General features: G+C 58.0%; 17 protein-coding genes. 6 read left to right on the top strand and 11 right to left on the bottom strand.

Going from position 1 to position 24,345, the window contains the following annotated elements; genetic code table 11:
* Positions 1 to 106: 106 nt before the first annotated feature.
* The 10 genes from GY33_RS0112530 to GY33_RS0112480 all read right to left on the bottom strand — a co-directional run bounded on the left by GY33_RS0112530 (position 107) and on the right by GY33_RS0112480 (position 12,454).
* Entirely contained in the window at positions 107 to 1,276 is a 1,170-nt protein-coding gene (locus tag GY33_RS0112530; protein WP_031387657.1) for a D-alanyl-D-alanine carboxypeptidase family protein, read from the bottom strand.
* Between the two features lie 132 nt (positions 1,277 to 1,408).
* Entirely contained in the window at positions 1,409 to 1,867 is a 459-nt protein-coding gene (locus GY33_RS0112520) for a chemotaxis protein CheX (protein WP_031387656.1), read from the bottom strand.
* A gap of 77 nt (positions 1,868 to 1,944) precedes the next feature.
* Positions 1,945 to 4,371 carry a penicillin-binding protein 1A gene (locus GY33_RS0112515; RefSeq protein WP_031387655.1) on the bottom strand — a complete coding sequence of 809 codons (2,427 nt, stop codon included), beginning with the start codon at positions 4,369 to 4,371 and terminating at the stop codon, positions 1,945 to 1,947.
* Positions 4,371 to 4,922, bottom strand: coding sequence for a YkgJ family cysteine cluster protein (locus tag GY33_RS0112510; RefSeq protein ID WP_031387654.1), 552 nt, complete (start codon positions 4,920 to 4,922; stop codon positions 4,371 to 4,373). Before GY33_RS0112510 ends, GY33_RS0112515 begins: the two co-directional genes overlap by 1 nt.
* A gap of 67 nt (positions 4,923 to 4,989) precedes the next feature.
* The gene (locus GY33_RS0112505; RefSeq protein ID WP_084185149.1) at positions 4,990 to 6,030 is read right to left on the bottom strand and encodes a KpsF/GutQ family sugar-phosphate isomerase; all 1,041 of its coding nucleotides are present in this window, start codon (positions 6,028 to 6,030) and stop codon (positions 4,990 to 4,992) included.
* A gap of 28 nt (positions 6,031 to 6,058) precedes the next feature.
* A complete protein-coding gene (gene purF, locus GY33_RS0112500) occupies positions 6,059 to 7,456 on the bottom strand; it encodes an amidophosphoribosyltransferase (RefSeq protein WP_031387652.1) in 1,398 nt (465 codons plus the stop codon).
* The gene (gene brnA / locus GY33_RS0112495) at positions 7,453 to 7,722 is read right to left on the bottom strand and encodes a type II toxin-antitoxin system BrnA family antitoxin (RefSeq protein ID WP_035272126.1); all 270 of its coding nucleotides are present in this window, start codon (positions 7,720 to 7,722) and stop codon (positions 7,453 to 7,455) included. Before brnA ends, purF begins: the two co-directional genes overlap by 4 nt.
* Entirely contained in the window at positions 7,694 to 7,957 is a 264-nt protein-coding gene (locus tag GY33_RS20575; protein WP_084185148.1) for a BrnT family toxin, read from the bottom strand. The genes brnA and GY33_RS20575 overlap by 29 nt, the downstream gene beginning before the upstream one ends.
* Before the next feature lie 60 nt (positions 7,958 to 8,017).
* Positions 8,018 to 11,263 (bottom strand): carbamoyl-phosphate synthase large subunit, encoded by a 3,246-nt coding sequence (carB, locus tag GY33_RS0112485; RefSeq protein ID WP_031387650.1) that lies wholly within the window; start codon positions 11,261 to 11,263, stop codon positions 8,018 to 8,020.
* Between the two features lie 195 nt (positions 11,264 to 11,458).
* Positions 11,459 to 12,454, bottom strand: a complete 996-nt coding sequence (locus GY33_RS0112480) for a nucleoside recognition domain-containing protein (RefSeq protein ID WP_051822597.1) — start codon at positions 12,452 to 12,454, stop codon at positions 11,459 to 11,461.
* 244 nt (positions 12,455 to 12,698) lie between these two features.
* Here GY33_RS0112480 and GY33_RS0112475 point away from each other — a divergent pair, with 244 nt between their 5' ends.
* Both GY33_RS0112475 and GY33_RS0112470 read left to right on the top strand, forming a co-directional pair.
* Complete coding sequence (locus GY33_RS0112475) at positions 12,699 to 14,321, top strand: PAS domain-containing hybrid sensor histidine kinase/response regulator (protein ID WP_051822596.1); 1,623 nt, start codon at positions 12,699 to 12,701, stop codon at positions 14,319 to 14,321.
* Positions 14,322 to 14,324: 3 nt separating this feature from the next.
* Positions 14,325 to 15,242 (top strand): diguanylate cyclase domain-containing protein, encoded by a 918-nt coding sequence (locus GY33_RS0112470; protein ID WP_031387647.1) that lies wholly within the window; start codon positions 14,325 to 14,327, stop codon positions 15,240 to 15,242.
* An 18-nt stretch (positions 15,243 to 15,260) separates the two neighbouring features.
* Here GY33_RS0112470 and GY33_RS0112465 read toward each other — a convergent pair whose 3' ends face one another.
* Positions 15,261 to 15,545 (bottom strand): AbrB/MazE/SpoVT family DNA-binding domain-containing protein, encoded by a 285-nt coding sequence (locus GY33_RS0112465; RefSeq protein ID WP_051822595.1) that lies wholly within the window; start codon positions 15,543 to 15,545, stop codon positions 15,261 to 15,263.
* A 560-nt stretch (positions 15,546 to 16,105) separates the two neighbouring features.
* Here GY33_RS0112465 and GY33_RS0112460 point away from each other — a divergent pair.
* The 4 genes from GY33_RS0112460 (at position 16,106) to GY33_RS0112435 (ending at position 24,097) form a co-directional block, all read left to right on the top strand.
* Entirely contained in the window at positions 16,106 to 16,588 is a 483-nt protein-coding gene (locus GY33_RS0112460; protein ID WP_031387645.1) for a chemotaxis protein CheW, read from the top strand.
* Between the two features lie 35 nt (positions 16,589 to 16,623).
* Positions 16,624 to 18,660, top strand: coding sequence for a methyl-accepting chemotaxis protein (locus tag GY33_RS0112455; RefSeq protein WP_031387644.1), 2,037 nt, complete (start codon positions 16,624 to 16,626; stop codon positions 18,658 to 18,660).
* 91 nt (positions 18,661 to 18,751) lie between these two features.
* On the top strand, positions 18,752 to 20,401 hold the full coding sequence (locus tag GY33_RS0112450) for a PAS domain-containing hybrid sensor histidine kinase/response regulator (protein WP_051822594.1): 1,650 nt from the start codon (positions 18,752 to 18,754) through the stop codon (positions 20,399 to 20,401).
* A gap of 324 nt (positions 20,402 to 20,725) precedes the next feature.
* Positions 20,726 to 24,097: a PAS domain S-box protein gene (locus tag GY33_RS0112435; RefSeq protein ID WP_084185147.1), complete on the top strand. Its 3,372-nt coding sequence runs from the start codon at positions 20,726 to 20,728 to the stop codon at positions 24,095 to 24,097.
* Positions 24,098 to 24,345: the final 248 nt, after the last annotated feature.

The following is a 24,345-nucleotide window of genomic DNA, read 5'->3' as shown; positions in this document are numbered from 1 at the left end:
GAATGCTACTGGCGCGGAAAAGGTGAATATCAACCGCTGAGCGGCACCGACGGAAGGGGGAGTTCGGCTAAATGGGGTTGGCTCCCTACCCCGGAATCCGGAGCCTTTACTGAAACCAGCGCAGAATCGTGTCCAGAAGATAGCGGAAGATGCCGCCCTTGTTTACGGTGCGCAACGCCACCAGGGGGTGCTCGGCGATCAGGTCGCCTTGGAGATAAACTCGCAGCTCGCCCACGGGGTGACCGATTTCCACCGGAGCTTCGATTAATTCCTGAAGAGCTAACTCCAGGCGAAGGTTTTCCCGGCTGCCTCTGGGTATGGAGGCATAAAACGTTGTTTCGACGCCCACGGGCAGGCGGGTCTCAGCTCCGAACCATAGTCGAGGCTCAACGAGAATTTCTCCGGGTTGTTGGATAGTCGCGGTTTCAAACTGTCGAAACCCCCAGTTCAGCAAGGCTTGCGATTGATCCGCCCGTGCCAAGCCTCCTTCTCGGGAGCTGGAAGCCTCGATGCCCATGACCACGGCTACCAACCGCATGTCGTCGCGCTTGGCCGAAGTCACCAGATTGTATCCCGCTGCTGAGGTCCAGCCGGTTTTCACGCCGTCCACCGAGGGGTCCCGGCCGAGAAGCAGGTTGCGGTTGTGCTGGGTGATGTCGTTGTAGGTGAAGCTGCGTTCCGAGTAGTAGCCGTAATATTCCGGGAAGTTGATGATCAGCTTTCTGGCCAGGGTGACGATGTCCCGGGCCGAGGTGTACTGCGTCTGTTCGCTGGGTAGACCGTGGCTGTTCTGGAACCGGGTGTCGTTCATGCCCAGGGCCAGGGCCTGGGCGTTCATCAAGTCCACGAAGGCCGCTTCGGTTCCGGCGATCCGTTCGGCCAGGGCCACACAGGCGTCGTTGCCGGACTGGACGATCATCCCCCGGATCAGGTCCTCCACGGTGACGTGGCTGCCCACGTCGATGTACATCCGGGACGCTCCGGTCATTCCGGTGCGCCAAGCTTGTTCGCTGACCGGAACTTCCTCGTCCAGGGTCAGCTTCCCGGCTTGCAGCTCGCGAAAGACCAGGTAGGCGGTCATGATCTTGGTCAGGCTGGCCGGCTCCACGCGCTGATCGGCGTCTTTTTCCGCCAGGGTCGCGCCGCTGCGGGCGTCCATGAGAAAATAGTTGCGGGCCGTCAGTTCGGAGGGAGGGCTGATCTCCAGGCGGGCGTGGACCGACGTGGCCAGAATCAGGAAAAGGAAAAAAAAGAAAGAAATACGGAGCAGTCGCATGATACGTCATCCTGGAAAAATGTTTTCAGACGATGCGGAGTCTGAGGTTGAGGCATCCGCAATATGCTGGGATGACCTTGGGACCTGGAGCAAGAAAGATCGGTTCCGCTCCGGCGAGAAGAGAGGTTCGTATCATTGAAAACAAAACTCAACAGTGAACTCACCATGATCCGTGGTGAACGGGATGGCCATGATCGGCTCGGAGGAGATGTGGTGAATGGTGTGGCCTTTGCCCATGATCACCGTGGGCGTGGCCGATTGGATGGTCAATCCGGTCTCGGCCAGAAGTTGACGGGACTTGCCGGAAACCATGTTCGTGATTTCACCTACGGCGTCCTTGGTGTCCTGGATGACGTCCTGGATGTCGTCTCCCAACATGTTTTTGACCACCGCAAGCGCACATTTTTGGGTGAAGGTAACGGATATGGTCCCTGTTTTGTCTCCGGTCAGGCCGATCACTCCGGTAACATCGCCTTTAGCCATGATGTCCTTCTTGACGTACGGTTTGCCCGCCACGGGGGTGATCATGGCCATGGTGGACAAGACTTCCGTTGTTGCCTTGATGAAGGACTTGGCGATTTCTATGCTCATGGATGGTGCTCCTTGATGGATTGGTGACGGATCGGCATCAAGCCACAAAAAAAAAAGTAATGACAATGGATTATGTGCTAAAATATTTGCCGCAGCAAGTCTTCTTCCGAACTCGGTCGCCCTGCTCCGTCGTTCGTTCGCGAGCTGGCAACCTGCTGGGGCTGGGTTCCGGCAACAAAGGGCAGCAGGTAGGTTGGCCCTACCCAGGCCGGTCCGGCCAACAGACCACTTTCAGCGTCGACCCGAGCCATGATCAGCCCGGGGGGAGGGGAGAAATTTTGCGTGGGATACATGCTTTCCACCTCTTGCCGGTAGGCCAGCCAAGCCGGTAGCGCGGCCCGCGAACCGGTTTCCAGGCGGCCCAGGGGGGCGAGTTGGTCAAAACCAACGTATACCCCGGTCAGCAGATACGGGGTGTAGCCGATGAACCAAGCGTCGTGGTGGTTGTTGGTCGTGCCGGTCTTTCCGGCCACCGGGCGTCCCAGGGCGCGGGCCCGACGTCCGGTGCCGTCGCGTACCGCCTCCTCCAACATGTTGGTGATAATGTACGCGTTTTGGGCGGATATTGCTGGAGAGGCGTGGACTTCATTTTCCAACAGCGGCTGACCCCAGGCCGTATGCACGGAGATAATGGTTCGAGGCTCGACTGTGGAGCCGTCCCGGGCAAAGGCGGAGAAGGCTTGGCACATATCGACCAGATTGACCGGGATGGAACCGAGACTGACGGAGAGATCGGGACTGAAGTCGCCCTGCAGGCCGAGTTCCCGCGCCCGCTGGATGATGTTGGTGATGCCCACGGACTGGGCCACCCGGATGGTGACCAGGTTTCTGGATTTGACCAGAGCGGTCCGGAGCATGGTCGGGCCGTAAAATCGGCCTTCAAAGTTTTCCGGTTTCCAAGTGTCGCTGGTAGCGGCGTCGGTAAAGACGATGGGCGCGTCCATGACGATGGATGCCGCCGTGTAGCCGTGGTCCAGGGCCGCGGAGTAGACGATGGGCTTGAACGTGGAGCCGGGCTGGCGCACGGCCTGGGTGGCCCGGTTGAAATGGCTGCGCTGAAAGCTGTAACCGCCGACCAAGGCCAGAACGTCGCCGGTCAAGGGATCAATGGAGGCCAGGGCGCCTTCCACGGTGGGCTCCTGCTCCAGGGCCAGTTCCCACCTTCTGCCCAGTAAGGTCTGGGCGATACTATCGGCCTGCTCGGCGCTCTCCGCTTCCAACTCCAGGTCCAGTTCGTCCAGGCTTTCGTTCTCCATGGGAAGCAGCGAGGCCCACACAACATCGCCGACCTCCAAGACGCGTTGAGCGTCCCGGATCGGCGGAACATCTTCCGGAGCTCGGGCCGGGTTTGGAGTTCGTGCCCAGCCCATGGTCGCGACGTCCAGCCATCCATGATACGGACCAAAGCGGACATACGCGCCATCGGTGCGCACGTCCGTGGCCAGGACCCGAATCCAATCTCCGTTCAGCAACGCGTCCAAGTTCACATGCTGATCCTGTAAAAAAACATCCGCCGCCGCGCCGGTCAGGCGTTCGATAGGACCGCGCCAGCCTTGGCGCTTGCCCAGAGCGGTCAGCTCGGAGCGCATGGCCTGTTCCGCCGCGATCTGATGGCGTAGGTCCACCGCGGTCCTGACTTTCAGTCCTCCGGTGTAGACCTTTTCCTCTCCGTACTTGGCGATCAGATCCCGACGGACTTCCTCCAGATACCAAGCACCGCGCCGCCAGGAAGGATCGCTTCCGCTGTCAAAGACCAATTGTTGTTCCAGGGCAGTCGAGTAATCGTCCGGAGAAATCCATCCCAGGGCTAGCAGGCGATCCAACACATAGACTTGCCTGGATCTGGCCCCGGCGGCGTTGCGTAACGGATTGTTCAAGGAAGGCGCCTTGGGCAGACCGGCCAGCAGGGCTACCTCTGCCAAATCCAGCTCATGGGCGTGTTTGTTGAAGTAGGTCCTGGCCGCGGCTTCGATGCCGTAGGCCCCGGCTCCGAAAAATATCTGGTTTAGATAGATGGTCAGGATTTCATCCTTGGTCAGGTAGCGCTCCAACCGGTAGGCCAGAATTGCTTCCTTGAGCTTGCGCTCATAGCTGCGTTCCGGGGTGAGCAACAGGGACTTGATCACCTGCTGGGTGATGGTGCTTCCGCCTTGGACAATGCCCCTGGCCTGGATGTTGCGAATCAGGGAGCGCAGGATTCCGGAAATGTCAATGCCCTCATGGTGATAGAAATTGCTGTCCTCGGCGGCCAGGAAGCTCTGGATGACGTGGGGCGGCAAGTCCGTGGACTCCACCAGGAAACGACGTTCATTGAAAAAATATCCCAGGACTTCCTCGCCGTCCCGAGCCAGGACCGTGGTCACCAAAGGCGGGTTGTAGTCGGTGATTTTTTTGAAGCTGGGCAGGTCCCGCGAGGCCCAGACATAGAGTCCGACGAGGCCTCCGACCCCTGCCAGGGTCAGAAAAAGCATCAGAGTAAGGCCAATGATCAGCAGTTTGCGCATTATTTCCGTCTCGCCTCATCCGCGAAAAGCCCCCAGGCGGTCAGCAAGGAATCGTGCAGGGTGCGCAGGGCGGATGTATCGGTCTTGAACAGGGCGAGCAGCCCCGAGGTTGTCGAACAGGTGTTCACGGCCAAGCATTCCGGCGAGGTCAACGTGAACAATTGGGAATGAATAAACCAGAAAGGGTAGAGTCGGCAATAATAGGGGCGGTGCTCCACGGTCAAAACACAGCCGTTTTTGTCGAGGAAAATACAACTCCCATCAACGGTTACAGACAAACGAAAGTGGGTGCCTCGGGATGGAAAGAGCTTCTGGATAATTTCGCGGCGACCAGGAAACAGTTTATGCACGGCCCGCAAAAAGCCTTCGGAATTGGGCTCCTCGACGCATGCCGGAATACCAGGTTTCGAGGCGTGAGACTCCAGCCGCAAGCGTTCTTCCGGGCTGATGGGGATGCAGGAGGCCTCCCTTCCGGGAACGATGCGGCAGCAGGTCGGAAATTGTCCGGCGCACTGTGCACATATATCGACTGGCGCGGCCTGCGTAGTCATTGAAACTTTTTGAACATATGCAAGTATTGTCGCGCCCGAAGAATTCTCGGGCGAATTATCGGACGAATTATCCGGCGAACTTGACGCCCCCCTTGCCAAGCAAGTCGTGCAGATGGACCATACCTTGGAGGAGGCCTTCGGCGTCCACCACGGGGAGGACGGTAATGGCCGCGGATTCCATGACGTCCAAGGCCAGTGCCGCTGTCTGGTCCGGATAGACGCTGCGTGGAGATTTGGTCATCACCGAATCCACCGAAGCCGTAGGGTCCAGTCGTTCCTGACAGACCATGCGTCGAACGTCGCCGTCCGTGAGAATGCCCGAGAGGCGGCCTTGATCGTCCACCACGGCCACGGTGCCCAGGCCACCGGAGTTCAGCACGGTCAGGGTTTGGGCCAGGGCTACTCCTGAGCGGACTATCGGAAGGTTTTCCCGGTGCATGACATCCTGGATCAGCAGCCGCAATCGTTGCCCCAGGGTGCCGCCCGGGTGGCAACGCCGAAAAGCGCAGGCGTCGAAGCGTTTCCAGTGGATCAGACAGACGGCCAAGGCATCGCCCACGGCCAGGGCCGCGGTGGTGCTGGCCGTGGGGGCCAGGCCCAGGGGGCAGGCTTCCTTGGGCACGACGACCTTGACCACGATGTCGCTCAGCCCGGCCAGGGAAGAGCGCTCGTTCTTGGTCAGGGCTACGACGCGCACCCCAAGAGAGCGCAAGGTGGGCAGAATGACGTTCAGCTCGTCGGTTTCGCCACTGTTGGAAATGGCCAGAGCCACGTCTTCGGGACGAATCATGCCCAGGTCGCCGTGGGCGCCTTCCACGGGGTGCAGAAAAAAGGCCGGAGTGCCGGTACTGCTCAGGGTGGCCGCGATCTTGCGGCCCACCAGACCGGACTTGCCCAGGCCGATGACCACGACTCGCCCGGAGCATTCGGCCAGGGTCTCCAGGGCGTCCAGAAAGCCCCGGCCCAGGTCGTCGCGCACGGCGACCAGACCGGCAATCTCCACGTCCAGGACTTCGCGGCCCAGGGCCAGCCAGTCGCGGTCCGATGCTTCTTGGGATGAGGGTTGAGATAGGGCTTGATATGGAGTCTGGGGCGGAATCTGAGTCATCGCCGTCCTCCGTGCAGTATCTCGTGGACTATCCGCAACACTTGTCCTCCAGGCACATCTTGGAGCAGGCGGGGTCCACGTCCACGGGATACCGTCCGTCAAAGCAGGCTAGGCAGTAGCCCATGTCCTTGCCGACGGAGTTCAGCAGCCCCTCGATGCTCAGGTAGTGCAGGCTGTCCAGGCCGATGTAGCGGGCGATGTCCGGAACCGGATGGTTGGAGGCGATCAGCTCCCCCTTGGAGGAAAAGTCGATGCCGAAATAACAAGGGTGCCGGATGGGCGGGCAGCTGACCCGCATGTGGATCTCCCGGGCTCCCATCTCTCGCAGTTTCTTGACCCTGGTGCGGATGGTCGTGCCGCGGACGATGGAGTCCTCGATGATTATCAATCGCTTACCCTTGATCAGCGAGCGGACCGGATTGAGTTTGACGCGCACGCCGAAGTCCCGCATGTCCTGGGAGGGCTGGATGAAGGTCCGCCCAATGTAGTGGTTGCGGATCATGCCCAGTTCGAAGGGCATGCCCGAGGCCTGGGCATAGCCCACCGCGGCGTACATCCCGGAGTCCGGGAAGGGCATGATGAAATCCGCGTCCACCGGAGCTTCCTGGGCCAGAAGTTCCCCCATCCGCTTGCGGGCCGCGTAAACCTCCCGTCCGAAAACCAGGGAGTCCGGTCGCGCGAAATAGACCAGTTCGAAGATGCAGGACTTGGAAGGCACGGCCTCGGCGAAGCGTCGTGAGCTGAGACAACGATCCTCAATGATCACCATCTCCCCAGGCTCGATGCAACGCAGGTATTCCGCCTCCAGCAGGTCGAAGGCGCAGGTTTCCGAGGCCACCGCGTAGGCGTCGCCCATCCGGCCCAGGGCCAGGGGGCGAAAGCCCAGAGGGTCGCGCAGGGCGATGAGCTTGTTGTTGGCCAGGATGATCAGCGAATAGGCCCCTTGGATACGGGAGCAGGCCAGGGCGATGGCTTCCTCCAGGCTTTTGCCGTTCAGGTTGCGGGCAATCAGGTGAACGATGACCTCGCTGTCCATGGTGGTCTGAAAGATGGACCCTTGCTCTTCCAGTTCCTGGCGCAAGGCCTGGGCGTTGACGAGGTTCCCGTTGTGCCCGATGGCCAGACGGTATTCCCCGAAGCGGACCATGAAAGGTTGGGCGTTGCGCAGCAGGGAGGCTCCGGTGGTGGAGTAGCGGATGTGTCCCACCGCTGTGGAGCCCTTGAGTTCCTTGCCCAGATGGCGCTCGTTGAACACGTCGGCCACCAGGCCCATGCCTCGCTGCTCCCGGATTTTGGTTCCATCCCAGGTCACGATGCCCGCGCTTTCCTGGCCGCGATGCTGCAGGGCGTACAGCCCGAAATAGGCCATCCTGGCCGCTTCCGGATGCCCGGAAATGCCGACGAGTCCGCAGTATTCTCGTTTCATTGAGCGTGTTCCTGAAAAGTGTGTCGTTGCGTTTTCGGCAATTTCTCGGAAATCCACATGGTCACCATGGCTTCCGTGGAGACGCCGAGTATTTTTGCTTGATCAGTCATGGACGAGATCATCCAACTCGGAAAGGAAAAGGAAACGGTCTGTTTTTCCAAACCGGGCCTTGTTGCTTGAGAGAAGTCGAGAAAATCGGAAATATCTTCTCCAACATCGAAACGTCGATCAAATTCTTCAGCTTTTAGAATAGTGTTCTCGTTCATTTTGGCGCGCCCTCCTTACGGAGATAATCCGAATCGCATCAGACCTCATGGTGAAAATTCCCGTCCAAATTTTGCCATTCCATTCCGCGATAATGGCATAACGAGTTTCTTGAACCATTTTGGCGGGAACAATGAGACGTTTTTCATCCATCCAAAGAGCTGTTGCATCTGGAAAGCTTATCCCATGCTTGAGCAGGTTTGCATTGCTTTTGGAGGAATCAAACTCAAACCGCATGAAGAGCCCTGAGCATTGCGTAACGTGTTTAAGTAAAAATAAGAATTTTTAGCTCAAAGTTCAACCTTGATGATACTCCTGCAAACTCTTCACTTCCATGCCCCGGCCTTTGAGTTCCTGGAGGGCCTGGGCCATGGCTTTGGCGCCGGCCAGGGTGGTGGTGTAGGGGATGCCGTAGAGCAGGGTGGTTTGCCGGATGGAGGAGGAGTCGTGCACGGTTTTTTTCCCGGAGGAGGTGTTGATCACCAAGTCGATGGCCTTGTTTTTGATATGGTCCACCACGTGGGGACGGCCCTCGTGGACTTTGAAGACTTGCTCCGCGCTGAGGCCGTGTTGCTGAAGCAGGCCTGCGGTGCCCTTGGTGGCCAGAATCCGGAAGCCAAGTTCCTGGAATATTTTGGCCACGGGCAGGACGTCCTGCTTGTCCGCGTCGTTCACGGAGATGAACACCGTCCCGGATTCGGGCAAGCGTTGGCCCGCGGCGAGTTGGCTCTTCATGAAGGCTAGGCCGAAGCTCTCGTCAATGCCCATGACCTCTCCAGTGGAGCGCATTTCCGGTCCCAGGAGCACGTCCACACCGGGGAAGCGTCGGAACGGAAAGACGGATTCCTTGACCGAGATGTACTTCAGCGGAACCTGGTCCGGGATGCCCAGATCCTTCAGTTTTTGCCCGAGCATGATCCGGGTGGCCAGCTTGGCCAGGGGCAGGCCGGTGGCTTTGCTCACGAAGGGCGCGGTGCGCGAAGCCCGGGGGTTGACCTCCAGAATGTAGATCGTCCCGTCCTGGACCGCGTACTGAATGTTCATCAGTCCGATCACGCCCAGTTCCCGGGCCAGGGCTTCGGTCTGGCGGCGGATTTCGGCGATGATTGTCTCGGGCAGCGTGTGCGGAGGCAGGACGCAGGCTGAGTCGCCGGAGTGGATTCCGGCTTCCTCAATGTGCTCCATGATCCCGGCCACCAGCGTATCCTGGCCGTCGCTGAGAGCGTCCACGTCCACTTCGATGGCGTGCTGCAGGAACTTGTCGATGAGAATGGGGTGACCGGGGCAGACCTGGGCCGCCTCGGTGAAGTAAGAGCGCAACTGGGCCTCGTCAAAGACGATCTCCATGGCCCGTCCACCGAGGACGTAGGAAGGCCGGACCACCACCGGGTAGCCGATCCGTCCGGCGATGACGATGGCCTCGTCCGGGGTCATTGCCGTACCGTTGTCCGGCTGGCGCAGGTTCAACTTCTGGAGCAGGGCCTGGAAGCGTTCCCGGTCCTCGGCCCGGTCAATGCTGTCCGGGCTGGTGCCCAGGATGGGCACTCCGGCGCGCATCAGGGGCACGGCCAGGTTCAGCGGCGTCTGACCGCCGAACTGAACGATTACCCCCTCGGGCTTTTCGGTTTCCACGATGTTCAGCACGTCCTCGAAGGTCAGGGGCTCGAAATAGAGCCGGTCCGAGGTGTCGTAGTCCGTGCTCACGGTTTCGGGGTTGGAATTGACCATGATCGACTCCACGCCCATTTCCCGCAGGGCGTAGGAGGCGTGGACGCAGCAGTAGTCGAACTCGATGCCCTGGCCGATGCGGTTCGGGCCGCCGCCCAGGATGACAACCTTGCGACTATTCTTGTCTTGGGTACTCGCCCGGGTCTCACTCTCCTGCTCGTAGGTGGAATAATAGTAGGGCGTGTAGGCCTCGAATTCCGCGGCGCAGGTGTCAACCAGCTTGTAGGTGGGCAGGACGTCCAGTTCCTGGCGCAGCTTGCGGATGTCCGTTTCGGCCCGCTTCCAGGCCGCGGCCAGTTGGGCGTCGGAAAAGCCCATCTCCTTGGCCCGGCGCAGGATGTCCGCCATGTTCGGGTTGGCGGCGGAGAGGTTCTCGGCCAGGGCAAACTGCTTCAATTCGTTCTCAAAGACGACGATCTCCGCGATCTGGCGGATGAACCAGGGATCAATGCCCGTGGCCTCCACGATTTCGGCTTCGCCGATTCCGGCCACCAGGGCCTGACGCAGGACGAACAGTCGCTTGGAGTGGGGCAGGCGCAGCCCGCTGAGAATGGTTTCGTGGTCCGGGACGGACTGGGAAAGGTCCGAACTGAGTCCCGTGACCCCGACTTCCAGGGAGCGCATGCCTTTTTGCAAGGCCTCCTTGAAGGTTCGACCGATGGCCATGGTCTCGCCCACGCTCTTCATGGACGTTGTCAGGTAGTCCTGGGAGCCTGGGAATTTCTCGAAAGTGAAGCGGGGGATCTTGATCACGCAGTAGTCTATGGCTGGCTCGAAGGAGGCCATGGTTTCCCGGGTGATGTCGTTGGGCAGTTCGTCAAGGGTGTAGCCTACGGCCAGCTTTGCCGCGATCTTGGCAATAGGGAAGCCGGTGGCCTTGGAGGCCAGGGCCGAGGAGCGGGATACCCGGGGGTTCATTTCGATGACCACCAGGTCGCCGTTTTTCGGATTGACCGCGAACTGGACATTGGAGCCGCCGGTCTCCACGCCGATCTCGCGCATGATGGCCAGGGATGCGTTGCGCATGGTCTGGTACTCGGCGTCGGTCAGGGTCTGGGCCGGGGCCACGGTGATGGAGTCACCGGTATGTACGCCCATGGGGTCCAGGTTCTCGATGGAGCAGATGATCACGGAGTTGTCGTTCTTGTCCCGCATCACCTCCAGCTCGAATTCCTTCCAGCCCAGGATGGATTCTTCAAGCATGACCTCGGTCTTGATGCTGGCGGTCAATCCCTGTTCGGCCAGGGCTTCCAGATCTTCCTGGTTGTAGGCCACACCGCCGCCGGTGCCGCCCAGGGTGAAGGCCGGGCGGACGATGATTGGAAAGCTGATCTCCCGGGCCGCTTGGCGGACCTGATCCATGTTCCGGGCGATGAGGCTCTTGGGAACGTTCAGGCCGATGTTCTGCATGGCCTGGCGGAACTCTTCCCGGCTTTCAGCCTTGCGAATGGCCTCCTGCGTCGCCCCGATGAGTTCCACGCCGTACTGGTCCAGGACTCCGGATTCGGCCAAAGCCAGCCCCGTGTTCAGACCTGTCTGACCGCCCAGGGTGGGCAGCAGGGCGTCCGGACGCTCCCGGGCGATGATTTTGGCAACCACTTCCGGATCAATGGGTTCGATGTAGGTTTTATCGGCCAGTTCCGGATCGGTCATGATCGTGGCCGGATTGGAATTGACCAGAATGACTTCGTATCCTTCTTCCTTCAAGGCCTTGAGAGCCTGGGTCCCGGAATAATCGAATTCACAGGCCTGACCAATGACGATGGGGCCGGAGCCGATGAGCAGAATGCGGCGAAGATCGGTTCGTTTGGGCATGTTTCGGAATGGGGTGGTAGAAGGTTGTCGGCTAGGCAAAGCTGTTCGCCATAGACCAAATAATGCACCGCGAAGTTCATCCAGTGGGGTCTAGAAGACCCTTAGAGGTGAGTTCCCGCGAAAAACAGTTTTATCTACCTAAGTGCGCGGTTAAACGCAAACGGACCGAGGGTCGCAACACACGTCAAGCCGTCATCATGAATCCCTGGAGCGGATAAGCAAGGCATTGATCACCCCCTCCGGGAGGCGGGCCACGGTCCAGGCCAGAATCCAGAGGAAGACCAGGGAGAAGGCCATTCTGGCCCAGAGCACGCCGCTGATGTCCGCGCCCAGCAGGAGCATCAGCAGGGTGTCCTCGATCAGGCTGTGACACAGCCCCATGAAGGTTAGAGCCAGGAAGACGTCCTTGGCGGGAATACGTCCGGAGCGGGCTTCGTGGATGATCAGCCCGCCGCCGTAGGACAGGCCCAGAGTCATGCCGACGATGGTGATGGTCCCGGCTTCCCGGCCGATGCCCATGGATTTGAGCACCGGGGAGAGCAGGCGGATCATCAGGTCCGTGACGCCCAGGCGCTTGAGCACGTCCAGAAGCATGAGCATGATCAGCACGATAACCGCGATGCCCGCCAGATTGCGGATTTCCCGCAGCACCCAGGCCGCCCAGCCCGTGGGCGGCGAATCCGGAATCCAGGACGGCTGGACCGGCGTCGTTCCCCAATTCAGCCATCCATAGCCCAGATACAGCAGCCAGCCGCAGAGTATGGCCGCTCCGATCCGCACGACAAACTGGGTGCGCACCCGGGCCCCGGAGCGCCTGGCAATGCTTAGCTCCACGGGCAGGCCGTGGGCGATGAGCATCATGGTCGCCAGGACCGTGACCTGGGCCGAGGTCAGGGGCGCTTCCGGCAGCAGGGTGATCAGGACCACGGCCGCGGCGTAGAGGTTGGTCAAAAGCGCCGTGGCCCAGACCAATCCCATGGGGCCGGGCAGCCCGAATACCTCCATCACTGGCCCCATGACCTGGCCGAGCACGGCCACCAGCCCCAATTCCTGGCATACCTTCATCACGATCATCACCGGAATCATGATCTTGAAGAGCGCCGCGCAGACCTGACCGGCGGCGAGGATGTTGCGGCGCAAGAAGTCTTGCGTGGCATGCAGAGCTGTAAACAAGGCACTGGAGGAGGGCATGGCGGAGCGACTGTCCTTTGATTTGGGATTGCGTGAGGCCTATGGACGTCCGGCTTCGCTGTCAACCCTTTCACCATCGGTCTTTCACCATCGGCATTTCAGGCCGTGATTGACTTTGCCCGTGCCTGTGCTCAGGATATTTTTTCGAAACAGAACAGTTGCGAACGTCCACCGACATCTCCAGGCAAGCGCTCAACAAAGCGGCGCTCATGCTCGCAATCAAGCTGGTCACGGGATCGCCTCCATGAAACGACAATATCTGACGCAATGGTTGCTGCTGGGGACCGTGCTGACTGCTCTCGGCGGGTTCATCACGTTTCATGTATCCTGGAGGGAGCATCTTTTCGCTTTGGGCGGCCTGTTCGCGTTGTTGGCCGTGGCCTCCGTGCTCGTGCTCGCGGAGAGCCAACGGCGACGGACTTGTGTCGCGACGCGCATGTCCGCCGCGGATGAGGCCCTGCGAAAAAGAAACGTCGATTTGGAGCGGTTTTTCAGCGTTTCCCTGGACCTGCTCTGCATTGCCGATGTCCATGGACGATTTATCCAGCTTAATCCTGAATGGGAAAAGGTGCTCGGATACCCGCTTTCAGAGCTTGAGGGGCGACCGTACCTGGACTTCGTTCATCCAGAGGACGTGGACCGGACCTTGGCTGCCGGGGCCCGCCTGGCCGCGCAACAGGATTTGCTTTTTTTTGAGAATCGTCTTCACTCCCGAGACGGCTCGTACCGCTGGATCGAATGGCGCTCCAAGCCTCAGGGGGGAATTATCTATGCGGCTGCCCGTGACGTCACGGAGCGGAAGCGGATCGAAGAGGCCCTGGTCCAGGCCAAGGAAACGGCTGAGACGGCGTCGAAAGCCAAGAGCGCTTTCCTGGCAAACATGAGCCATGAAATCCGTACCCCCTTGAACGCGGTGATCGGCCTGACCCAGCTTTGCCTGGAAACCCAACTGGAGTCGCGGCAACGCGACTATCTGCAAAAGGTGCTGCGCTCGTCCGGGATGCTGTTGAATATCCTCAACGACATCCTGGACTATTCCAAGATCGAGGCCGGGCGGCTGGTTTTGGAACAACGGGTTTTCGCCTTGAACGAGGTATTGGATCAATTGTCCGCGCTTATTGAGGCGTCGATCAAGGAAAAAGGGCTCACTCTTTCCTTACAGGTTGAACCGGATGTTCCCCGAAGCCTTGTGGGCGACTCGTTGCGCCTGGAACAGGCTTTGGCCAATTTGCTGGGCAACGCCGTGAAGTTCACGGAGCGGGGCGGGGTGGAGCTTCATGTCAGCCTTGAGGGGCGGGACGCCCATCAGGTTCGGTTGCGGTTCGCCGTGAAAGATACGGGCATCGGCATCAAACCTGAAGAGCGAGAACGACTTTTCTCCATCTTCACCCAGGCCGACGCGTCCACCACCCGGAAATTCGGCGGCACCGGGCTGGGGCTGGCCATCAGCAAGCTTCTGGCCGAAATGATGAACGGCGATCTGGACTTTGAGAGCGTTCCGGGCCAGGGCAGCACCTTCGTGCTCACCGCGATCCTTCAACCTGCCCCGGAAACGGAACCAGACCAGCCTATCGCTTCCTTCTCCGCCGCGAATCCGCCGGATATCTCAAGTGTCACGGATGATTCAGGCGAACCGGACGCCGCGACTGCCCTGGAAATCCTGGAGCGGATGATCCGCCTGGTGGAAAGCGGGGACTTGGTGGAGGAAGTCATGCTGAAGCGATTGAGCCAGGCTTTGGCCGGAAAAGAGCAAGTCCTGTTGGACGAAGCGCGGCATTGCCTGGAACACTTTGACTACGAATCCGCCTCCGCCGTCCTCCAGGCGATGCGAACCGCCGTGTCGTCGCAACCGCAACAAGGAGCATGACGCATGTCCGAATCCCTGGAACTCCGATCCGTACTGGTCGTGGACGACGTCCCCATTAATATTCAGGTGCTGGTCGAAGCCCTGCGCACGGAGTACCGGGTGCGCATCGCCGCCAACGGCCCAAAGGCCCTGGCCATCGCCGCGTCCGACGATCCGCCGGACATCATCCTGCTGGACGTCATGATGCCGGAGATGGACGGGTACGAAGTCTGCCGACGGCTCAAAAATGCTCCGGAAACCAAGAATATCCCCGTGATCTTCGTCACGGCCAAAAGCTCCAGCGAGGACGAGACCCTGGGGTTGAATCTCGGGGCCGTGGACTATATCACCAAGCCGTTCAGCATTCCGGTGGTCAAGGCCAGGGTGCGCACCCACGTTCAGCTGAAGGCCCGTACGGAAATGCTGGAGCGCTTGGCCATGGTGGACGGGCTGACCGGAATCGCCAATCGGCGCAGTTTCGACCAAAGCCTGGAGCATGAATGGAAACGCACATCCCGGAACGCTTTGCCCATCAGCGTGGTGATGATCGATATCGATCATTTCAAAGCCTATAACGACAACTACGGCCACGGAGCCGGGGACATCTGCCTGCAGCAGGTGGCCAAGGCGTTGCGCTCCGTTACCCAACGCCCTGCGGACCTGGTCGCCCGCTACGGCGGCGAGGAGTTCGCGGCCCTGCTCCCTGAGACCGACGTCCAAGGAGCCGAGATGATCGCTTCGGCCATGCGCGAGGCCGTCTCCAACCTCAAACTGCCTCACGAACACTCCCCCATTGCCGACCACGTGACCGTCTCCCTGGGCCACGCCACCGGCTTCAACGAGTTTGAGGATTCTCCCCGCAAGCTGGTGGATGCCGCGGACGGTGCTCTCTATAAAGCCAAGGAATCCGGTCGTAATCGGGTTCAGGCCGCCGGGGATTGATACCTCGGACCTTTTCTCTCAATAGACACTTGAAGGTTTCAGGGGGTTGGTCTGGGATGCGTCCCAGAGCAGCTCCTGCCCCATAGGCTCGCCCCAGCCGACCTCGTCATGCATATTTTCCGGTGTTATCCCGGCCAGAAGTTCGGACAGAATATACTTTCTGGGCATGGGCCTGAACACAATTTCGTCGCCTCTGAGTGAAATATCGACAGAGGTGTTCTCCATGAGTCCGAGTTTCGCGACGATTGGCTTGGGTATCAGGAACGCCAGACTGTTAGCCATTTTAACGGCTCTTGCTTCCATATCGTACTCCTTTTTATGCAGATTACGGATGCGAGCAAAAACAACCTGAAGAGTGTGGTAGTTATTTTTGTGCCCGTCAATCCTCCGTAGGGGCGTCTCTCGCGGCCGCCCTGGATGGGCGCGGCAACGCGGGGCAGCGGCAATATGCCGGCATTCCAATCACTCGCGTAGAACCAATAGCGCAGCATCCTGCCTCCGTGGACAGGCAAGACGCCTGGCCCACCATTTTGAGACACCGCCTATCGACACCTCCCGCCTTCCTCTCGCGGAACAAAAAACGCGGACATGGCATGATCTTCATGTCCAGCCTCTCCTGATCAACGCTCAGCGTTAATGCCTCTCTTCAAAAAAAACGCCACAAATACGCCGTTTCGCGTCGTATACGCGTCGACAGTATTCGTGTTATTATAATAAACTCAAATGATACCCGGAAGAGATTTGGCGCCCTTGGTTCCCCCGGAATCCCTCTCGACCATGGCCTCCAACCTGAAGGTCATGATCCGTGAGCCAGGGGCAAGTGGCCAATAACCTAGAGCATGAACCAGCACGGGAGGAGAAAAATGCACGGTCAGCAGCAGTCGGCGGGCAAGGACGACACCTTGCTGCAACTGGTCACGTTTCACATCGGAGACGAGGAGTTCGGGGTGGAGATCCTCAAGGTGCAGGAGATTATCCGGATGATGGGCATCACCCGGGTGCCCAAAGCTCCGGATTTCGTGGAAGGGGTGATCAACCTGCGGGGCAAGGTCATCCCGATCATTGATCTGCGCAAGCGTTTCGGCATGACCGGCCAGGAGCACGACAAGCACACCCGGATCATCGTCATCGAGATTAACGCCGTCATCGTCGGCTTTGTGGTGGATTCGGTGTCCGAGGTGCTGCGCATCCCGGCAAACACAGTGGAACCACCACCGTCCATCATTGCCGGGATCGAATCCGAGTACATCAGCGGGGTGGGCAAGCTGGCGGATAGACTCCTGATCTTACTGGACTTGGACCACTTATTGAGCAGAGGCGAACAGAATTTGCTTACGGGCTTATAGAACCCGAAATCAACCGAAAAGAAACGAGGGAAACAATGAAGAACATCCCCATTGGCATCAAACTGACTTGTGGTTTTTTGGCCCTGCTGATTCTGGTTTGCGCAGGGCTCGGCTTTATCGCCTATGAGCGGGCCTCCCGTGCCGTGTTCAGTCAAGTCGAGGAAAACATCGTCATTATCGCCGAAGATGGAGCGAGACTACTCAGAAGCCAGCTGGATTATCATCTTTTGGCCATTGAAGGGGTGGCCAACCGGCATATTATTCGGTCCATGGACTGGAGCCAGCAGCGACCGGCCCTGGAAAATGAAACCACCCGGTTGAACTATCAGCGCATGGGCGTCGTCTTCCCGGATGGCCAAGTTCGTTACCCGGACGGAACCACTGCGGACCTCAGGGACCGGGAGTATTTCCAGCGAGCCATGGCCGGACAATCGGTGTTCTCCAACGTGATTATCAGCCGGGTGACAAACCAGCCAATTCTGTCCATCGCTACACCTATCCGGGGAGAAAATGGCCAAGTCGTTGGCGTGCTGATGGCGGTAATGGACGCGACCGTGCTCAGCGATATCACGGACCACGTCAAGTACGGCGAACGAGGATATTCCTACATCATCGACGACAAAGGGGTCTTGATCGCGCACGTCAACAGGCAGTTTGTGCTGGATCAACGCAACTTCCTCGAAGAAGGTCGAACCAACCCTGATTTCGCGACGGTCTCCGCCATGCTCCAGCGCATGACCCGGGGTGAGTCCGGTTTTGACGAGTACCCATTTTTCGGGTCTGATCGTTTTTTTGGTTTCACCTCTATTCCGGGCACGGGCTGGTCCATTGCCGTGGGCGCGACGAGGAACGATGTCTTTGAGCAGGTATATACGATGCGTTGGATCATCGTTATAGCCTCTTCCGTATTTTTCGTCATAGGCATCATCATCGCCCTGTTGGTCAGCCGGAGCATTACCAATCCGGTAAACCGCCTGATGCGCTACGCCGAGATTGTGGCCAAGGGCGACTTGCAGGCCCAGTCCGGCATTAACCAGAAGGACGAGGTCGGCAAACTGAACCAGAGCATTCAAACCATGGTTCAGTCCCTGATCGAAAAGATGAAGGAGGCCGAGCACCAGTCGGATTTGGCCAGCCAGGAAACCGAGAAGGCCAAGATCGCCACCAAGGAGGCCGAGAAAGCACGAGCCCAGGCCGAAACAGCCAAGCGCGACGGCATGCTCCAGGCCGCGGCCAGCATCGAGGGCGTCGTGGAACGGATGACCACGGCTTCGGAACAGCTTTCCGCCCAGGTGGAGCAGGCCAGCCGGGGCGCGGAGGAGCAGAAGAATCGCACTGGAGAGACGGCCACGGCCATGGAGGAGATGAACGCCACGGTCCTGGAAGTGGCCAAAAATGCTTCCTCCGCGGCTGAAGGCTCGGAAAATGCACGGGGCAAGGCCCAGGACGGCTCGAGGGTGGTCACTCAGGCGGTGGCGGCCATTAATCGGGTGGAAAGCACGACGGAGGCTATGAAGGACGATCTGACCAAGCTCGGGCGGCAGGCCGAGCAGATCGGCCGGATCATGACCGTGATCGAGGACATCGCGGACCAGACCAACTTGCTGGCTCTGAACGCGGCCATCGAAGCGGCCCGGGCCGGTGACGCCGGAAGAGGGTTCGCCGTTGTGGCCGACGAGGTGCGTAAGCTGGCCGAAAAAACCATGAACGCCACCAAGGAAGTGGGCGACGCCATTTCGGCCATCCAGGAAGGCACCAAGGACAGCCTCCGGGGCATGGAACAGGCCGTCGAAGCCGTGGGCGATGCCACCAAGCTGGCCACTGTATCGGGTCAGGCTCTGCGGGAGATTGTTTCCCTGGTGGAGGAGGCCTCGGACCAAGTCCGCTCCATCGCCACCGCCGCCGAGGAGCAGTCCGCGGCCAGCGAAGAGATCAACCGCGGGATGGAGGACATCAACCGGATCTCCACGGAGACCAGCGAGGTCATGGACCAATCGGCCCAGGCCGTGTCCGAACTGGCCCGCCAGGCCGTGGAACTGCGCACCCTGGTGCAGCAACTCAAGCAGGGTTGATACTTTCGCCCGGCCCGATCATCCAGATTGGGCCGGGCGATGATTTTTTCGCGAGGACAACGCCACACGGCATGTAGCGTTTAGGAGGATTATGAAACAGACCGCCTTCGAAACGAACCTCCATGCTGCTCCCGCCAGCCAGGAGAAGGATGACTTCCCGCCCAAGGCAGCCTTACGAGAGAGCGAGGCAATGCCGCTTGAATGTCTGGAAGCCGCCGGGATAGGGAGCTATGTCGTGGATTTGGTCGGAGCTGTCTGCAACAGCTCAACAGTACTCAACTCCCTTTTGGGCACCCCACAGCAGGAAAAGCATCTTCCGAAAATTTGGCCGTCCTCCATTCATCCTCAATGGCGGGATCAGGTCATGCGTGCGCGCGACGAAGCCATGAAAAAATGTGAGCGTTTCGACCAGGAATACAAGATTATCCGGCAAGACGACGGCAGGGAACGCTGGGTGCACGACGTGGGAAGTTTTGAAGGGGATGATCAGGGCAAGCCGGTCAGGATGATAGGCGCCATCAGGGATATTACGGAACAAAAAAAAATGGAGCAAGAACAGGAAAAACTTCAAGTACAGCTGCTTCAGGCGCAGAAGATGGAGGCCGTGGGCATTCTGACGGGCGGCGTGGCCCATAATTTTAACAATATCCTGCAAACCATGAGCGGAACCATTGAACTTATGCGTCCAAGCGTTCCCCGTGACCATCCCGACATCGGCCGTCTGCGGACACTCGCCAAGTCCGTTGATCGCGGCGCTTATCTGGTCCGGCAACTCTTGCAGTTCAGCCGCAAGGCCGAAACCCACAAGGAATGGATGGATATGAACCAGGAAGTCGCTCACGTCGTCGCGTTGCTGGAACATGTCATCCCCAGGATGATCAGTGTGGAGGTACGCCTTGTTGAGGATATCTGGACCGTCAACGCCGATCGGGTTCAGGTGGAGCAGGTGCTGCTCAACCTGGCGAACAATGCCGTGGACGCCATGTCGGACGGCGGTCGGCTGACCATCGCGACGCAAAACGTGATGATCGACGAGTCACATGCCCTCGGCCTCCCTGGTGTTCAGCCCGGCCCGCATGTCTTGCTGACGATCACGGACACCGGGTGCGGAATGGACAAGGAGACGCTGGAGCATGTTTTTGACCCATTCTTCACCACGAAATGTGTCGGCAAAGGCTCCGGACTGGGGCTCGCCACGACGTTCGAGATCATCTCTGGCCACGGCGGACATGTCGCATGCTCCAGCGAACCGGGCCTGGGGACCACGTTCAAAATCTACTTGTCGGCCGCGCCGGATCGCGAGGCGGTTCAGGATGAGCCGGAGCAGGTTGCCCCGGTTTTTCCGGAAGGTGATGAAACCATTATGGTGGTGGACGACGAGCCGGACATTCGTGAATTGACCAAGGAGTCCCTTGAGTCACTTGGGTATGCCGTGATCGCGGTGAAAAACGGAGAGGATGCCCTGGTAGTTTACGCGGAAAAGAAAAACACAGTCCGGCTGGTCATTCTTGATCTGGGCATGCCCGGCATGGGAGGGCGACGCTGTTTGCGCGAATTGCGGCGCATCGATCCAGAGGTGAAGGTCCTCGTGGCCAGCGGATACCATGAAGTCGGACTGGTTGATGAGGTCTTGAAAAACGGTGCGGCCGGATTCATCCACAAGCCCTATCAGCTTCGCGACCTGGCCATCCGGGTTCGAGACGTGCTGAACCATGATCGGCAAGAGGACGGCGAGGTGTAGCAGAGTGCCTTGCGCTTCGGGTCATAAGTTTCGCCAAGGAGTTTGCGCAATGGGTTCCTAAAAAAATGGTTTCAAAAAGGTGCGAGTAATGGGAGCCCGGATTCTTTTCAAGAATACATTCCATGAGCAAGCCAGGGAAGATTTCTTTGTTGACCATAGACCGGCTGGCCTTGAAGGCCGCGGTGATCTGGACGCCGTGCGGGGAAAGGAGAGGCGGTTCTAGGAGGTGCGGGAAACGCTGAAGCATGTCGACACGGGAATGTAGAGGCTTGGCTTGACGGGAGAACTGGTTCGGGCTCGCCGTTGAACGGAAAGGAGAAGCATATGCATCAATGGCCAAATTCGGATCACCACATTGGAGATCGGTTACGGTATTTGCGGACGCTAAAAAACATGACCCAGGCCGAACTGGCGCAAAAGCTCGACATCAGCCTGAGACAGTATAACCGCGTTGAACGGGGCGAGTCGCAACCGACCATCGCGTTGTTAGAGCGGATTTGCGCGGTCCTTGATTCATGCTTGAGCACGCTTTTTTTGGTTTTCGACGCGGAGGGAAGAAGTGACTGTCTCGAAAGAACTGGAGAAAAACAAGTTGATTGCGGACATTCACTGACCGGGGTGTGGACCTTGAGAACCACCTCCGGACCGCCTCGCTGGTCCGCTTCCCTGTATCAGCTTCTTGGCTACACGCCTTTTTCCGTCAAGCCCACCTTGAGTCGCTTTTTAAAGCATGTTTCTCCTGAAGGCCAATCCGCATGCAAAGCGTTTATTGATGCCACGAAGCAATCAGAAAACATCGGGAGCCAGTTTCTCCGTATAGTCACAAAATCATCGGAAAAACGTTTTGTAGTGATTTCCATGGATTTCCTTCCCGGAGAAAGCACTGATGCAGAACCTTATATTCTTGTCCAGGATGTAACGGATAGAATACTCATGGATCGTGATCTTGTTCGTGGAAATGAGCAACTGGAAGAATATGTTCGTGAGAAAAACAGCGAACTTGAGTTGACGCTGTATCGCTATCAGCAGGAGATTTCAGAGCGTATCAAATTAGAAAAATTTTTAAATATTTACAAGATGATGGTCATGAATTCAAATGACGCGCAAGTATACGTCAATATGGAAGGAATCATCGTCGTCGCGAATGTCGCCTATGAAAAGATTATTAATATTCCGGTGCAAAAAATAATCGGAATATTACACCAGGTTTTCATTTCCAGAAATTTTGGCGACGCATATTATGATCTTGAAGTTAAACCGCGCGTGGATACCGCTCTTCTGCATGGAAGAATAACATTTTATGACGGATGGATAACTCTGGATTCAGGCCGTAGGTATTTGAGTCGTAGCTACACCCCATGCAGAGAGGGGAAAAATATGGTCGGGGTGATCATCACGGTACATGACCTCACCCATCTGATGATTGCCCGTGATCAACTCGCGGAAAGCGAAGCCCGCTTTCGTAACCTTCTCGCCAACATCCCCAACGTGGCCGTCCAGGGGTATCGCATGGACGGCACGACTTTTTATTGGAACCAGGCTTCGGAACAGATTTATGGTTATTCCTACGAGGAAGTCGTGGGCCGTAAAATCCAGGACCTGATCATTCCTCCGGAAATACGGGAAGAGGTCGAAACGGCGATGCACCATATGGCCCAAACCGGCGAGCCCATCCCCGCCTCCGAGTTGTGGCTGATGCGCAAGGACGGCTCCCTGGTCCCCGTGTATTCCAGCTACGCGATCGTCAAAAAGGAGGGCGCCCCAGCGGAATTGTTCCGCATTGACATCGACCTTACCGACAGACTGACGGCCGAGAAGGCGGTACGGAAAAGCAATGAACGTCTCCGTTCCTTGTACGAAAACACCCCGGCCATGCTCCATTCCATTAATGATAACGGCGAAATCGTCAGCGTCAGCAACATGTGGCTCGAAAAACTCGGCTACACCCGGGAAGAAGTGCTGGGACGCCGCTCCGTGGACTTTTTCACAGAGGAATCCAGATGTAGGGCAGTGGAAGTGAACATCCCCAGGTTTTTCGAAACCGGCTCGGCGTATGACCTGCCGTACCAGATGGTGACCAAGGATGGGCGGATACTGGAAGTGTTGATGTCCGGCGTGTCCGAATACGATGAAGACGTTGTCTTTCTGAGGTCCATGGCCGTTACCCAGGACGTTACGGAACGTAGAAAGGCCGAAAAAGCACTCGTGGAGAGTGAACGACGCTTTCGCACGCTGGTTGAAAACCTGCCCGTATTGATCAATGCCGGGACAACAGAACCGAACGTTGGGTTCACCTATTGGAATAAGGCCTGCGAAGTTATTACCGGTTATTCTCAAGAAGAGGCCCTCCTCAATCCTGAAATTTTTGCCCTGATGTATCCGGACCAAGGGTATCGTGAGCAGATCGTGCGTGATTGGGAGGAAAAAAAGGGGCAATTTGATAACAAGGAAATTATTCTGACATCCAAGGATGGATCACAACACTGCGTCGCATGGTCGAACCTTCCACGAGAACTGAGCTTTACGGGGAACGCCGCTTGGGCCGTCGGCGTGGATATCACTCAACGCAAGCTGGTCGAAAAGGCGGTGCTTGATCAAAAATCCTACTTACGGGCAATTCTTGATACGACACGAGACGGGTTCTGCATTGTCGACCTCCAAGGTCATATCGACGACGTCAATGAGGCGTATTGTCATATGTCCGGATATACCAGGGAAGAGTTGCTACGCATGCACATCAAAGACCTGGATAGTGACGAAACTCCGTCTGAAATCGCGGAAAGAGTGGCGCGCATCATCACAAACGGTTGCGAGCTGTTCGAAGTCCGGCAACGGAGAAGTGACGGTAAAGTTTATAACATCGAGGCCTCCGCGACATTGTTGAACATGAACGGAGGAAAGATCGTCTGCTTTTTGCGGGACATCACGCAGCGGAAGCAGGCCGAGGCAGCGTTGGCCCAAGCCAAGGAAATCGCGGAAGCAGCCAATCGGTCCAAAAGCGACTTCCTGGCCAAGATCAGCCATGAAGTCCGGACGCCTTTGAACGGAATCGTTGGTTTTGCCAGCCTTCTCGTGGACACCTCTCTTGATGCGGAACAGCGCGAATGCGTCTCGCATATTATCGCGAGTTCGGAAAAAATGCTCAACCTGCTCAATACCTTGCTCGACTTTTCGAAGGTCGAGGCTGGGAAGATCGAACTACAGGATGAATCCTTCTCGCCCTGCTCGGTCGTGAAGGAGGCGGTGAACCTGATGACCCCCTTGGCCCGTCAAAAGAGCCTTGCCCTGAAATGGAACGTTGCGGAGGATGTGCCGAATGTTCTCCGGGGAGACATGGACAGGTTGCGACAAATTCTGCTGAACCTTGTCGACAACGCCATCAAGTTTACGGATCAGGGCACAGTGGACCTGTTTTGTAGTCTGGAGATGATTGACGGTCCAAGAGCTCTGTTGCGTTTCACGGTCAAGGATACGGGGATCGGCATTTCACCGGACCAGATCGATGCGCTGTTTTCTCCGTATGTTCGTGGAAAGAACGTGGGTCGACATTCCGGTACCGGACTGGGCCTGGCCATCTGCAAGGAACTGGTGGAATTGATGGGCGGCGAAATCCGGGTGCAAAGCACGGAAGGCGAAGGGGCGACGTTCTGGTTCACGGCCTGGTTCTCGTTGCTTGAGACGGTAGCTGAAGACTGATAACAGTAGTTCCATCTTGTTTTCCAACCTATATCCGTGAAGTTACTGCATAGCTAATACAGTCGCACTGCAGAAATTTTATTGACTTAAACCATATATTTCGATATGATGCCTCATCTACGCAGTGGTCTTAAAAGTTCATCCAGCAGGTGGTGAGCGCAACGAGCATGGGCATATCCAAGGAGGTTCACAAGAAAAACGTCCAAGTCGGTCCAGCCGGCCTGGTATTCGTCGGACAGACGGCCAAA

This window comes from Desulfonatronum thiodismutans (genome assembly GCF_000717475.1).
Taxonomy (GTDB): domain Bacteria; phylum Desulfobacterota; class Desulfovibrionia; order Desulfovibrionales; family Desulfonatronaceae; genus Desulfonatronum; species Desulfonatronum thiodismutans.
This window is presented reverse-complemented; position numbering and strand designations above follow the sequence as displayed.

Bases quoted from the DNA above. Each gene is read 5' to 3' on its own strand.
- purF (WP_031387652.1), bottom strand. From the start codon at position 7,456: ATGAAACGAGAATACTGCGGACTCGTCGGCATTTCCGGGCATCCGGAA.
- GY33_RS0112465 (WP_051822595.1), bottom strand. From the start codon at position 15,545: ATGGAAGCAAGAGCCGTTAAAATGGCTAACAGTCTGGCGTTCCTGATA.
- GY33_RS0112435 (WP_084185147.1), top strand. From the start codon at position 20,726: ATGCATCAATGGCCAAATTCGGATCACCACATTGGAGATCGGTTACGG.
- brnA (WP_035272126.1), bottom strand. From the start codon at position 7,722: ATGAACGAGAACACTATTCTAAAAGCTGAAGAATTTGATCGACGTTTC.
- GY33_RS0112530 (WP_031387657.1), bottom strand. From the start codon at position 1,276: ATGCGACTGCTCCGTATTTCTTTCTTTTTTTTCCTTTTCCTGATTCTG.
- GY33_RS0112510 (WP_031387654.1), bottom strand. From the start codon at position 4,922: ATGACTACGCAGGCCGCGCCAGTCGATATATGTGCACAGTGCGCCGGA.
- GY33_RS0112450 (WP_051822594.1), top strand. From the start codon at position 18,752: ATGAAACAGACCGCCTTCGAAACGAACCTCCATGCTGCTCCCGCCAGC.
- GY33_RS0112475 (WP_051822596.1), top strand. From the start codon at position 12,699: ATGAAACGACAATATCTGACGCAATGGTTGCTGCTGGGGACCGTGCTG.
- GY33_RS0112505 (WP_084185149.1), bottom strand. From the start codon at position 6,030: ATGACTCAGATTCCGCCCCAGACTCCATATCAAGCCCTATCTCAACCC.
- GY33_RS20575 (WP_084185148.1), bottom strand. From the start codon at position 7,957: ATGCGGTTTGAGTTTGATTCCTCCAAAAGCAATGCAAACCTGCTCAAG.
- GY33_RS0112515 (WP_031387655.1), bottom strand. From the start codon at position 4,371: ATGCGCAAACTGCTGATCATTGGCCTTACTCTGATGCTTTTTCTGACC.
- GY33_RS0112455 (WP_031387644.1), top strand. From the start codon at position 16,624: ATGAAGAACATCCCCATTGGCATCAAACTGACTTGTGGTTTTTTGGCC.
- carB (WP_031387650.1), bottom strand. From the start codon at position 11,263: ATGCCCAAACGAACCGATCTTCGCCGCATTCTGCTCATCGGCTCCGGC.
- GY33_RS0112480 (WP_051822597.1), bottom strand. From the start codon at position 12,454: ATGCCCTCCTCCAGTGCCTTGTTTACAGCTCTGCATGCCACGCAAGAC.
- GY33_RS0112470 (WP_031387647.1), top strand. From the start codon at position 14,325: ATGTCCGAATCCCTGGAACTCCGATCCGTACTGGTCGTGGACGACGTC.
- GY33_RS0112520 (WP_031387656.1), bottom strand. From the start codon at position 1,867: ATGAGCATAGAAATCGCCAAGTCCTTCATCAAGGCAACAACGGAAGTC.
- GY33_RS0112460 (WP_031387645.1), top strand. From the start codon at position 16,106: ATGCACGGTCAGCAGCAGTCGGCGGGCAAGGACGACACCTTGCTGCAA.